The organism is Massilia sp. TSP1-1-2, assembly GCF_049896185.1.
Classification (GTDB): Bacteria; Pseudomonadota; Gammaproteobacteria; order Burkholderiales; family Burkholderiaceae_D; genus Telluria_A.
In genome coordinates this window covers 1-12626 of the sequence record NZ_JAFCTU010000050.1, presented here as the reverse complement: position 1 = coordinate 12626, position 12626 = coordinate 1, and the positions used below count along the sequence as shown (strand labels likewise).

At 63.4% G+C, this 12626-nt stretch carries 11 protein-coding genes; 6 read left to right on the top strand and 5 right to left on the bottom strand.

The genetic code is table 11. From position 1 onward, the window contains the following. Positions 1-36: 36 nt before the first annotated feature. From ACP7BV_RS25345 to ACP7BV_RS25335, 3 genes are all read right to left on the bottom strand, one after another. Positions 37-486 (bottom strand): MarR family winged helix-turn-helix transcriptional regulator, encoded by a 450-nt coding sequence (locus ACP7BV_RS25345; protein WP_426107663.1) that lies wholly within the window; start codon positions 484-486, stop codon positions 37-39. A gap of 133 nt (positions 487-619) precedes the next feature. Beyond that, positions 620-2002, bottom strand: coding sequence for a DEAD/DEAH box helicase (locus tag ACP7BV_RS25340; RefSeq protein WP_426107662.1), 1383 nt, complete (start codon positions 2000-2002; stop codon positions 620-622). A 224-nt stretch (positions 2003-2226) separates the two neighbouring features. Next, the gene (locus tag ACP7BV_RS25335) at positions 2227-3006 is read right to left on the bottom strand and encodes an inositol monophosphatase family protein (protein ID WP_426107683.1); all 780 of its coding nucleotides are present in this window, start codon (positions 3004-3006) and stop codon (positions 2227-2229) included. A gap of 201 nt (positions 3007-3207) precedes the next feature. On the opposite strand from ACP7BV_RS25335, the gene ACP7BV_RS25330 reads away from it, so the two are divergent. Continuing rightward, on the top strand, positions 3208-3957 hold the full coding sequence (locus ACP7BV_RS25330) for an RNA methyltransferase (protein ID WP_426107661.1): 750 nt from the start codon (positions 3208-3210) through the stop codon (positions 3955-3957). A gap of 14 nt (positions 3958-3971) precedes the next feature. On the opposite strand, the gene ACP7BV_RS25325 is transcribed toward ACP7BV_RS25330, so the two are convergent. Further along, positions 3972-4670 (bottom strand): FFLEELY motif protein, encoded by a 699-nt coding sequence (locus tag ACP7BV_RS25325; protein ID WP_426107660.1) that lies wholly within the window; start codon positions 4668-4670, stop codon positions 3972-3974. Between the two features lie 103 nt (positions 4671-4773). Here ACP7BV_RS25325 and ACP7BV_RS25320 point away from each other — a divergent pair, with 103 nt between their 5' ends. The 5 genes from ACP7BV_RS25320 (at position 4774) to ACP7BV_RS25300 (ending at position 12387) form a co-directional block, all read left to right on the top strand. Beyond that, complete coding sequence (locus tag ACP7BV_RS25320) at positions 4774-5298, top strand: hypothetical protein (RefSeq protein WP_426107659.1); 525 nt, start codon at positions 4774-4776, stop codon at positions 5296-5298. Further along, complete coding sequence (locus ACP7BV_RS25315; protein WP_426107658.1) at positions 5295-6923, top strand: GMC family oxidoreductase N-terminal domain-containing protein; 1629 nt, start codon at positions 5295-5297, stop codon at positions 6921-6923. The genes ACP7BV_RS25320 and ACP7BV_RS25315 overlap by 4 nt, the downstream gene beginning before the upstream one ends. A 14-nt stretch (positions 6924-6937) precedes the next feature. Next, on the top strand, positions 6938-7879 hold the full coding sequence (locus ACP7BV_RS25310; protein ID WP_426107657.1) for an esterase/lipase family protein: 942 nt from the start codon (positions 6938-6940) through the stop codon (positions 7877-7879). Between the two features lie 132 nt (positions 7880-8011). After that, positions 8012-11668, top strand: coding sequence for an EAL domain-containing protein (locus ACP7BV_RS25305; protein WP_426107656.1), 3657 nt, complete (start codon positions 8012-8014; stop codon positions 11666-11668). Between the two features lie 20 nt (positions 11669-11688). Next, positions 11689-12387 carry a hypothetical protein gene (locus ACP7BV_RS25300; protein ID WP_426107655.1) on the top strand — a complete coding sequence of 233 codons (699 nt, stop codon included), beginning with the start codon at positions 11689-11691 and terminating at the stop codon, positions 12385-12387. A gap of 21 nt (positions 12388-12408) precedes the next feature. Here the strand turns inward: ACP7BV_RS25300 and ACP7BV_RS25295 are convergent. Next, positions 12409-12626, bottom strand: a 218-nt coding sequence (locus ACP7BV_RS25295) for a hypothetical protein (protein ID WP_426107654.1), incomplete at its 5' end; no start/stop codon positions are given.

The window sequence follows — 12626 nt, the reverse complement described above, 5'->3', positions numbered from 1 at the left end:
CATGTTAGCCGATCTGCGGAACGTCGGAGGCCGACCTTAGCTGTTGGTGGAATTCATGCCGGCGATATTGCCCAGCACGGCTGCCATCGCTGCCGTTTGTTCGGGACCAATGCTGCGCGCCGCTTCCCGGCTGACCAGGTCGACCACGGCGGTGGCGTTGACCACCAGCTCGTGGCCAGCCGGCGTGACAACGGCAAAGCCGACGCGCGCGTCGCGCGGATCCGACTCGCGTGTGACCAGGCCGATTTTTTCCAGCGGCAGCAAGGTACGCGTGACGCCCGAAGCGGTCAGGCCGACCCGCTCGGCCAGATCGACCCGGCGCAGCTTGCCGCCTGGCGCGCGCGCCAGGTGGTTGAGCAGTTGAAAGTCGCTGAAGCTGATGCCGTGCTGGCTGCCCAGGGCGTTGTCGAAGCGGCGCACCAGCACGGCATTGGCGCGGGCAAGGCGCAGGCAAAAGTCGGTACTGGTGGTGAGCATGTCATCCATGATAGTTCCTTTCGTTATGTTGTATCGGTCCTTGAGTGAGCAAGGATATACCATTTTTCCAGGCGTGCTGACATAAAAAAACCGTGCGCTTGCTTTTCTGCAAGGGCACGGCCTGTGTCGGAAGCAGCGGGACTTAGCGTCCGCGGCCACCCGAGCGATGCGCCGGGGCCGGACGCGGGCCACGGCTCGCTGCACCACCGCCGGCACCGGCAGGGCCGGCGGCGCTGCGTGGCTTTGACGTATTGCGGTTGGTGGCGCCGACCTTGACTACCTGGCCGCCGCCACCACCACCGGAGCGACCGCCGCGACCGCCATGTCCTGGCGCGCCGCTGCGCAGCTGGATTGCTTGCGCGCGTGCATTCGGATCCGGCTCGAAACCGGCGATAATTTCGCGCGGCAGCGTTTGCTTGATCAGCTTTTCAATGTCTTTCAACATTTCATGCTCGTCCACGCACACCAGCGAAACCGCTTCGCCGGTCGCGCCGGCGCGGCCCGTGCGGCCGATGCGGTGCACATAGTCTTCAGGAATGTTCGGCAAATCGTAGTTGACCACGTGCGGCAACTGGTCGATGTCGATACCGCGCGCGGCGATGTCGGTCGCCACCAGCACTTGCAACTGGCCGGTCTTGAACTCGGCCAGCGCCTTGGTGCGCGCGGTCTGGCTCTTGTTGCCGTGAATGGCCATGGCGCCGATGCCGTCGCCATTCAGTTGCTCGACCAGCTTGTTGGCGCCGTGCTTGGTGCGCATGAATACCAGCACCTGCGTCCACTTGTTGGTCTTGATCAGGTGCGCCAGCATGGCGTGCTTTTTGTCGCGGTCGACCGGGTGGATTTTCTGGGAAATGACTTCCACTGTCGAATTGCGGCGCGCCACTTCGATCATTGCCGGCTTGTCGAGCAAGCCATCGGCCAGGGCCTTGATTTCTTCGGAGAAGGTGGCCGAGAACAACAGGTTCTGGCGCTTCTTCGGCAGCACGGCCAGCACTTTCTTGATGTCGCGGATGAAGCCCATGTCCAGCATGCGGTCCGCTTCGTCCAGGATCAGGATTTCAATCTTGGACAGGTCGACGGTGCGCTGTTCCATGTGATCGAGCAAACGGCCCGGCGTGGCGACCAGGATGTCGACGCCATGCTTGAGCTGCTTGATTTGGGGGTTGATGCCGACGCCGCCGAAAATCACGGTCGAATTGAGGTTGGTATATTTACCGTAGACACGCACGCTTTCCTCGACCTGGGCGGCCAGTTCACGCGTCGGGGTCAGGATCAGGCAGCGCACGGCGCGTGGGGTATTTTTGCTCGTCAAGGCCGCGCCGACGGCGTCGGTCGAGAGGCGATTCAAGATGGGCAGCGTAAAGCCGGCGGTCTTGCCGGTACCTGTTTGCGCACCGGCGAGCAGGTCGCCGCCGGCCAGAACGGCGGGAATCGCCTGGGTCTGGATCGGGGTAGGGACGGTGTAACCGTGTTCGGTGACTGCGCGAACGATGGCATCGGACAGGCCGAGTTTTGAGAATGACATGTTAACTTTATGGTGAAGATCGGCCCGTCGCCGGTAAAGGCGCCAGTCGCAGGCAATCAATATTAGAAAATCCGTGGTGGCACGGCACTGGATCAGGGCCACCGGACATTGCAGCATAACAACAGGGAGTCTAATCGAAACCAGTTACGCCGTGGAAATTTTAAGAGGGGAGCGGGAACCTTTGGTGGTTCCCGATACTGCTTAGTGCCGCATTTTACGCTAGTTCAGGCGAAAGGCGACAACAGCGTGACCATCTGGCCGAACACCTTGGGGCTGGCGGCGATGATGTCGCCTTTGTACAGGTAGTCGGACTCGCCGGAAAATTCGCCGACGATGCCGCCTGCTTCCGTCACCAGCAGCGAGCCGGCGGCGATATCCCAAGCCTTCAAGCCTTTTTCGTAGAAGCCGTCGCAGCGCCCGGCGGCCACGTTGGCCAAATCGAGCGCGGCCGAGCCGGCGGTGCGGATGGCCTGGCAGCGTTCGGCCATGACCTGGTACATCTTCATGTACTCGTCGAGCGCGCGCGGGCCGGCGCCGTGACCGGAAGCGAGCAGGGTATTGGCGACGCGGTCGTGCTTGGTGACGCGGATGCGCTTGTCGTTGAGGTAGGCGCCGGCGCCCTTGGTGGCGGTAAACAAGTCATTGCGCACCGGATCGTAGACCACGGCGTTGGTGATGATGCCGCGGTGCGCCAGGGCGATCGAGACGCAATAGTTGGCGTAGCCGTGCATGAAGTTGGTGGTGCCATCGATCGGGTCGATGATCCACACGAATTCACTCTCGTCGTTCAGGTTGCGCGATGCACCGGACTCTTCGGCCAGGATGGCGTGCTCGGGGTAAGCCTTGAGCAGCGTCTCGATGATGGCTTGTTCGGCCGCCTGGTCGACATCGGTGACGAAGTCGTTGTGTTGTTTTTCAGTAACAACAACGCGATCGACGTCGAATGAGGCGCGTTGGATCACGGTGGCGGCGCGGCGAGCTGCCTTGATCGCCGTATTGAGCATTGGGTGCATGATGAGCTTCCGGTAAAAGAACGCGAATGCCCACGGCGCCTCCATAGGCGCAGCGAACGGTCGAGAACAAGAATGAATTAAAGAGCGGTGCGGGGTTGAAATGGTTAAAATCGCAGCATCAGCAACGAACTTGCAACAACGTTGCAAAGCTGCCTGTAACCGAATCGAACCCGCGCGATAGCGCTATTTTAAATGAACCTGCCCGAAACACCCACTTCTGTTTTTCCGCGCCTGCGTTTTGTGCTGGTTGAAACCAGCCGCGCCGGCAATATCGGCGCTGCCGCACGGGCCATGAAAACCATGGGTTTTGGCCAGCTGGTGCTGGTCAATCCGCGCTTTGCCGATGCCTTGCAGGACCCGGAAGCGGTGGCCTTTGCCAGCGGCGCGCAGGATGTGCTGGAAGGTGCGCGCATCGTCGGCAGCATGGCCGAGGCGCTGGAAGGATGCAATTTTGCCGCGGCGGTGTCGGCCAGGCTGCGCGAATTTTCGCCCCCGGTGTGGATGCCGCGCGCATTTGCCCAGCATGTGGCGGGGCAGGGCGAGCTCAATGCGGCGCTCATTTTTGGCAACGAGCGCTTCGGGTTGCCCAATCACATCGTCGAACAGTGCAATGTCTTGATCAACATTCCCGCCAACCCGGCCTATTCCTCGCTCAACCTGGCGCAGGCGCTGCAGGTGCTGGCGTACGAGTGCCGGGTGGCCGACGGGGTGGCGGCGCCCGCGAGCGAGGTGGGCTTTCATGGCGACGCGGCCAGCCTGGAGCAGATCGACGGCATGTTCGCGCACCTCGAGCAAGCGCTGGTGGCCATTGATTTCCTGGATGCGGATAATCCCAAAAAGCTGATGCCCAGATTAAAACGGTTGTTTTCCCGCACCCAGCTCGAGACGGAAGAAGTCAACATCCTGCGCGGCATCGCCCGCCACATCCTCAAGAAACACTAGCGCTGCGCTGTTGCCTAGATCACGTCAAACGGGTCCATGCGGCCGTTGTAGATGTTGGTCATGACTTGTCGTTCGCGACTGACAATGGTGTCGACGAACTGCGCCGGCTGCTTCATCTTTTTAAAGGTGGTGAAGCCGCGATCGAGGAACTTGTGCAACTGGCCCAGCCCCGCCAGCTTGGCCGGCGCCGTCATGATCGACAGCGTCACCGCCAGCAGCGGTATCGTCACCAGTTCGCACAGCGAGGCGCCCAGTTGCTGCACCAGGACCAGCTGCTCTTCGCGCTCTTCACGCGTGGTCGCGGTGCGGTACGCCGCCACATACATGCCCTCGGTGAAATCGGTCCCCAGCACGCGCGCCATCGCCGTGTCGAGCCGCTCGGACAAGGCGTCAAGCACGATCGCCTCGGTGATCGTATGCAGCGACTCGTACGACAGCATTTTTTGCAGCGTCGGGATGATGCGCTCCAGGTCCATGTCGCGCTGGCTCAGGTCGTGCGAGCCGTACAGCTCGTCGAGGAAAAACGCGGCCGCGTCGCGCGTGTTGGGATTGGCCAGCAAGTCGGCGTGGGTGCCGGTCAGGCGCGCCGACTGGTAACGCTTGAGCGCCACGCGCGCGGCCAAGAGCGCCGGATCGCGCTTGGCCGCTTGCCGCTCGGCGGCCACCATGCGCAACTGTTGTTCTAGCCTTTGGGCAAGTTTTACTTTCTTCATGTCGATGTTGTACCAGAAACGAGTAGATGGATCACTCTACTCTTCGCTGATTTTCCCCTGGCGCTTTGGCGTACACTAGGAAAAACAACATGGAATCAGGGACATGGCTGCAACTCGAAGGACGTTTCTAAAAGTGGGCGCGCTCGGGGCGCTGACGCTCGCGGCCGGCGGCGGGTTCTGGCGCTATCTGCATCCGGCCGGCCCCTTGCAGCGCTTCGTGCTGGACGGCGAAGCCAAAGCGGCGCTTGACGCCATCGTACCCGCGATGCTGGCCGGCTCCTTGCCCGCCGACCCCGCGCAGCGTGCCGCCGCCGTGTCGGCCACCACCGGCCGCGTGCACCAGGCCATCCTGGGCTTGCCACTGACAGCGCAAAAGGAAGTCCAGGATTTGTTCGGCCTGCTCGCGCTGGCGCCGGCGCGCCGCGCGCTGACTGGCGTGTCCGGCGGCTGGGCCCACGCCACTGACGCCCAGGTCGGCAGCTTTTTGCAGGAATGGCGCTTCCACAGCCTGGCCATGCTGCAAACGGCATACCACGCGCTGCACGACCTGATCATCGGCTCCTGGTATGCCGACCCGGCCAGTTGGGCCGCCATCGGTTACCCCGGCCCCATGAAAGAACTCGCATGAGCAACAGCGCAATGATTCCCGACCCGATCCAGGCGGGCCTGGCCGCCGGCTGGAAAGTGCTCGACGCCTCCACCATCGCGTCCGACCGCAGCATGGAAGCGGACGTGGTGATCATCGGCAGCGGCGCCGGCGGCGGCGTCACGGCCGAAATCCTCGCCAAGTCCGGCCTGTTCGTTATCATCGTCGAAGAAGGCGCGCTCAAGTCGTCAAAAGACTTCAAGATGCGCGAGGCCGACGCCTATCCCGCCCTGTACCAGGAATCGGCCGCGCGCAAAACGGCCGACAAGGCGATCAACATTTTGCAGGGCCGCACCGTGGGCGGCTCGACCACCGTCAACTGGACGTCGAGCTTTCGCACGCCCACGCCCACGCTCGAGTACTGGGGCAAGCACTTCGGCCTGTCCAGCTATACGCCCGAGGCGCTCGCGCCCTGGTTCCTGATGATGGAAGAGCGCCTCAACGTTTCCACCTGGATGACGCCGCCCAACGAAAACAACGACCTGCTCAAGCGCGGCGCCGCCCAGCTGGGCATTCCCGCCGCCGCCATCATGCGCAATGTGAAAGGGTGCTGGAACCTGGGTTACTGCGGCATGGGCTGCCCCACCAACGCCAAGCAGTCGATGCTGGTCACTACCATCCCGTCGGCGCTCAACCACAACGCCACGCTCGTCACCCGCGCGCGCGCCGAGCGCCTGCTGTTCAAGGGCGACCGGGTCGAGGCGCTTGAAATTACCGCGCTCGACGCCACCGGCGTCATGCCCACCGGGCGCAAGCTGACGCTGCGCGCAAAGCATTTCGTGGTGGCCGGCGGCGCGATCAATTCGCCGGCGCTGCTGCTGCGCTCGCACGCACCCGACCCGTATGGCTTGCTGGGCAAGCGCACTTTTTTGCACCCGACCGTGATCTCGGCCGGCGTTTTTGAGCAGCGCGTGGACGGCTACGCCGGCGCGCCGCAAACGATTTATTCCGACCATTTCATGGACACCCAGCCGATCGACGGCGCCATCGGCTACAAGCTCGAAGCCCCGCCGCTGCATCCGCTGCTGCTGTCGACCACGATGGCAGGCTTTGGCAAGGCGCATGCCGACACCATGGCCATGTTCCCGCACGTGCACGGCTTGCTGGCGCTGCTGCGCGACGGCTTTCACGACGATTCGCCCGGCGGCAGCGTGGGCCTGGCCAGCGACGGTTCGCCCGTGCTGGATTACCCGATGACCGAATTCGTCTGGAACGGCGTGCGCCGCGCGCACTTGACGATGGCCGAAATCCAGTTTGCCGCCGGCGCCAAAACGGTGCAGCCGGTGCACGAACTGGCCGAACGCTACACCAGCTGGGCGCAGGCCAAAAAAGGCATCGCGGCGCTGCCGTACAAGGCGCACATCACGCGCGTGGTGTCGGCCCACGTAATGGGCGGCTGCGCGCTGTCCGATGATGTCAAACGCGGGGTGGTGGGCGCGAACGGGCGCTATCACGGCGTGGCCAACCTGTCGGTGCACGACGGCTCGCTGTTCCCCACCTCCATCGGCGCCAATCCGCAACTGTCGATCTACGGCATTACCGCGCGCCTGGCCAGCGCGCTGGCGCAGGAGCTGACCGGCAAACCTGCGGCGCGCCTGGTTGCTTGAATGAGGAGTACGCGATGAGCACGCGCGTGCTGCTGCGGTGGCTGCTGCTGGTGCAGGCTGCGTGCGCTCTTGCGTTCGCATACGCGCTGGTGGGCACGGGCGCCGTGAGTTACTGGCCGCTGGCGCTGGCGGCCGGCGCCGGCCTGGTGCTGCTGGTGCGCGTGCTCATCACGGCGAATAATTTCGCCATGACGGCGCGTTTTTCCAGCATCACGCCGGACGACTTTTTGCTCGGGCGCGGCGCCCAGCTGCGCCTGTTCGGCGAAGAGTTCATGGCCACGCTGCTGCAGTCGTCCTGGTTCATGCCGATCGCCTGCGCCGGGGAGCGCATCTACGATGATGCCACGCTGCCGCCCGTATTATTGATACATGGTTATGGATGCAACAGTGGTTACTGGTCGCAGCTGACCCCCTTGCTGGACGCGTCGCGCATCAGCCACGCGTCGCTCGACCTGGAGCCGATTCTTGGCGCCATCGACGATTACGTCCCGCTGGTGGAACGCGCGGTCGCCTCCCTGTGTTCAAAATCCAACATAGCAAAAGTAATCATCGTGGCGCACAGCATGGGCGGCCTGGTTGCCCGCGCATACGTACGCGAACACGGTGCCGCCAACATCGCGCATATATTTACGATGGGTACGCCGCACCACGGCACCAGCCTTGCCAACATGGGGATCGGGCGCAATGCCGCCCAGATGCGGCGCGCGCCCGGCGTTGCCGACGCCCCGGAAAGCGCTTGGCTGCGTGAACTTGCCCGCTCCGAAGACGCTGCCACGCGTTCCTTGATCACGTCGTTCTATACGCACCATGACAACATTGTCGCGCCGCAAACGTCCAGCGTGCTGCCTGGTGCGCGCTGCATTGCCTTCGGCGGCATCGGCCACGTGGCGCTGGGTCGCAACGTGCGCGTCCTGCAGCGCCTGATGCAGGAGATTGCCGAGATGTTCGCTCAATAAATATTGTATGGCATGGGGTCTGGCAGGCGTGATACAGTCAGAAACTATTGTCGTGGACAATGTTTTTACGTATTAATTTGTGGTAATGGGCGATATGGCCCTGGCTGCAAGCACAGGACGGGAGCGCAAAGCGTGTCTGCACGGATCCTCATCATTGAAGACAATCCCACCAACATGGAGTTGATGGTGTACCTGTTGACGGCCTTCGGCTACACGCCGTTCATGGCCATCGACGGCACCAGTGGCGTGGAGACTGCGCGCGAGACCAAGCCGGACCTGATCATCTGCGACGTGCACCTGCCCAAACTCGACGGCTACGGCGTGGTTGCCGCGCTCAAGGCCGATCCGGCCATGTGCCATATTCCGGTGCTGGCCGTGACCGCGCTGGCCATGGTGGGCGACCGCGAGCGCCTGCTCGCCGCCGGCTTTGACGGCTACGTCGGCAAGCCGATCGAGCCCGATACCTTTGTTGCCGAACTCGAAACCTTCCTGCGCAGCCGCGCCGCAGCTGAACCTGCGCCGCCAGCCAAGCGCGCCACCATCCTGATCGTTGATGACCATGTCCTGAACCGCGAATTTTTGCGCACGCTGCTTGGCTACGACGGGCACCGTTTGATTGAAGCGGCCAACGGCGTCGATGGCCTGGCCATGGTGCAGCGCGAACTGCCCGACCTGATCATCTCCGACATCCTGATGCCCGAGATGGACGGCTACGAATTCGTCACGCGCCTGCACGGCGACCCGGCCACCGCCAACGTGCCCGTGATTTTTTACACAGCCACCTACCGCGAGCGCGAGGCTAACCAGATCGCCGAATCGTGCGGCGTGCGCTGGGTGCTGCCCAAGCCGTCCGACCCCGACGTCATTTTGCGCGCCGTGCACGAAGCGCTCGGCCTGACCGAACCGGAAGCGGCAAGCCCCTTTACCAACGTCGACACCGACGCCGGCCGCATGGACCTGATCGACAGCCAGATGGCCGAGTACCTTGAGCAGGTCGAGTCGAGCACCCAGGTCCTCTCGCGCTTGGCCAGCGACGCCAATGCGCCGGCGCCGTCGCCGTCGCACGAGCTGGCGCTGATGACGGACCGCCTGTCCAATTCGCTCTCCAGCCTGCAGGCGGTGAGCCTGCGCCTGACCTCGCTCATTGAGCTTGGCATTGAACTGGGCGCCGAGCGCGACCCGGCCGCCCTGATTGAAATCGGCTGCCGCGTGGCGCAAAACATTTGTGTGTCCAAATATGCCTGCATCGGCGTGCTCGACGAAGGCGCCGACGAACTGAGTTATTTTTCTTCATGCGGCGACAAGCAGGCGCGCGTGGTGGCCGGCACGCCGCGCGTGGGCGTGCTTAATACGCTGCTCGAAAAGCGCCAGCCGGTGCGCATCGACGGCATCAACGGCGACCCGCGCGCGATCGGCCTGCCGCAAGGGCATCCGCCGGTGCACTCGTTTCTGGGCGTGCCGATCGCCTCGCGCGAGCGCGCCCACGGCTGGCTGTACCTGGTCGACAAGCTGGGCGCCGACGGCTTTTCGGAAGTTGACGAACGGGTGGCCGTGACCGTCAGCGCGCAGATCGCGGTGGCCTACGAAAACTTGCTGCTGTACGAGGAAATCAAGCGCCACCACGCCCAGCTGACGGCCGACATGACAGCGCGCATTCGGCTCGACGAAGACTTGCGCCGCTTTCGCACGGCGATGGACGCCACCGCCGACGCGATTTTCCTGATTGACCGTTCTGGCGCCTGTTTTGTGGACGTCAACGCCACCGCCTGCCGCATGCTCGGCTACGAACGCGAAGACTTCCTCGCGCTGGGCACGCAAAACGTGCAGGGTTCGGACCGCGCCAGCCTGCAGGATTTGTACGACAAGCTGCTCGCCGGCGACCAGTCCGGCGCCATGGCCGAACTGCAGGTGAACCGCAGGAACGGCACCCAGGTGGCGGTCGAGGTGCAGCGGCGCACGCTGCGCTCGGGCGCGAGCTGGGTGCTGGTGGCCGTCGCGCGTGACATCACCGAACGCAAGGAAGCCGAACTGCTCCTGCTCAAGCTGGCCCACTTCGACACCCTGACCGGCCTGCCCAACCGCAGCCAGTTTTATTCTGCGCTCACGCGCGCGCTGGAGCAGGCGGCCGAGCACCACTGGTCGGTGGGGGTGCTGTTCCTGGACGTCGACCGCTTCAAGAACATCAACGACACGCTGGGCCACCCGTGCGGCGACGAGCTGCTGCGCCAGTTTGCCACGCGCCTGGTCGAATCGCTGCGCGTGCGCGACACTATCGGGCGCTTTGGGGGCGACGAATTTGCCGCCATCCTGATGCTGCCCGAAGGCCCGCAGGGCGCGCTGGCCGTGGTCGACAAGATCCGCGACGGTTTGCGCCGTCCGTTTGACCTGGGCGGCCATGAAGTGACCGTCACCGCCAGCATCGGCATCACCATCTATCCTGACGACGGGCTCGACGCCGACACGCTGATCAAGTATGCCGACACCGCCATGTACCGCGCCAAGGAAGCCGGGCGTGATGCCTATCGCTTTTTTACCGCGGAGATGAACGCGCAGTCGCTGGCGCGCCTGGACCTGGAAAACGCGCTGCGGCGCGCCATCGACAACCAGGAATTCGTGGTTTATCTGCAGCCCAAGGTGCACATCGGTTCGGGCCGCATCAGCGGGGCCGAAGCGCTGATCCGCTGGAAGCGGCCCGGCCACGGCATGGTCTCGCCCGCGCTGTTCATCCCGGTGCTCGAAGAAACCGGCCTGATTGTGCCGGTCGGGACCTGGGTGCTCAATGAAGCCTGCCGCATGATCAGCAAGTGGGGCAAGTCCAAGACCGGGCCGGTGCATTTGTCGGTCAACGTCTCTGGCGTGCAGTTCTTTCTGGGCGGGCTGGAAGAAGAAGTGCTCAATGCGCTCAAGGTGCACGAGATCGCGCCCGAATTGCTTGAGCTCGAGCTGACGGAAAGCTCGCTGATGTCGAACGCCGAAGACACCATCACGGTGCTGCGCAACCTGAAGGCGCTGGGAATCCAGATATCGATCGACGACTTCGGTACCGGGTATTCCAGCCTGGCTTACCTGAAGCGCTTCCCGATCGACAAGCTGAAAATCGACATCGCGTTCGTGCGCGAAGTGACCAGCAATCCGGACGACGCGGCCATCGTGCTGGCCATCATCAACATGGCGCACAGCCTGAAACTGCAGGTGATCGCCGAAGGGGTGGAGCGCGACGCGCAACTGGCCTACCTGCGGCGCCACGGCTGCGACGAGATGCAGGGGTATTACTTCAGCAAACCGGTGTCGGAGGCCGATTTCGAGGCCATGCTCGCCGAAGGCAAGTCGCTCGCCGCGCCGGTCGACGATACGCTGGGCGGGCAGCAAACGCTGCTCATCGTCGACGACGACGCCTTCATGCTCGACGTGCTGTCGGACTTTCTGGCGCAGGACGGCTACCGCATCCTGACGGCGCAGACGGCGGCCGAAGGCTTTGATATTTTGGCGCGCAACAAAGTGCACGTGATCCTGTGCGACCAGTGCATGCCCTTGATGAGCGGGACGGAATTCATGGAGCGGGTCAAGAACCTGTGCCCGGATACCTTCCGCATCATGCTCTCGGCGTATGCCGACCTGACCCCGATCATGGCCGCCATCAACCATGGCGCGATCGACCGCTTTTACACCAAGCCTTGGAAGGGCGCGGTGCTGCGCGAGAATATACGCGAAGGCTTCCGGCTGCACAGCCAGCTGCACGGTGGCGGCGGCGGTGCCAGCGGCGCCAGCGGCCAGAGCATGCTCAATTGAGTGTGATATCGTTACGCGACATGACAACGACAGCGCGCTGGATGATGAAGGTAGGGCGGAAAAGCGAAGCGCATGCCGCCATGAACCGCCTGCGGCCCAAACCGCTACTGCTGTGCGCCTTGATGCTGATGTCGGTCATGGCGCACGCCACCGAAAATCGCTCCCCGACCGATCAGGAACGCGCCGCCTTCGAAGCCTACTACCGACAGCAGGCGAAGGCATCGCCCGCCACGCCGCCCATCTATCAAATCAGCCGCGATAGCGCCACCGCCGCCTGGCGCATCGAAGCGTATGTCGACGCGCCGCCACGCCGCGCGCTGCGCGCCCTGTGCCGCATGGACCGCAGCACCTTTGCCTATGACGGCGCGTGGCGTCCCGGCCAGGTGCAGCAATTCGCGTGGCACGCGTCGGCTGGCTGCAGCGCGCCGGCCAACCGAATCGCCCTGGGTCAACGCATGCCCGACACCGACATCCTGGCGCTCATCGAGCAGCAGGCAATACTGCTGACCCGCGCCCGCTTGCTGTTTGCCGGGAATACCGCGTGCGCCGCCCAGCGCGCCTACAACTACCGCTTGAGCGCCATCGATGTCAGTATTTTCGTCAACGGCAGTGAAGAGATGGCCACGCTGACTTACCAGAGTGACCGGGGGCCGACAGCGCGGGTATGGGCGCGCCGCACGGCGCTGGCTTACGACCCGTGGAACGTCAGCTGTCCGTAACGGGTGTCTTCAAATTTTTAATTAACGCGCAAGGGGATTGGTGATGGAATTTTGCAGCGCCAGTAACTTCGCAGCTTTTGCACGAATCGATTTCGGCCCGTAGCGGCGCCGAGTTGCCGAGAAATATATGGGAAAAGACCTGACACTGATTGGAACGATTCTTTGTGACTGTTCAGCCGCTATGCTGCGAGCTGGATAGGATTGCCTGTGAAGGCCCGAAGCAAGACCTCCAGCATTCC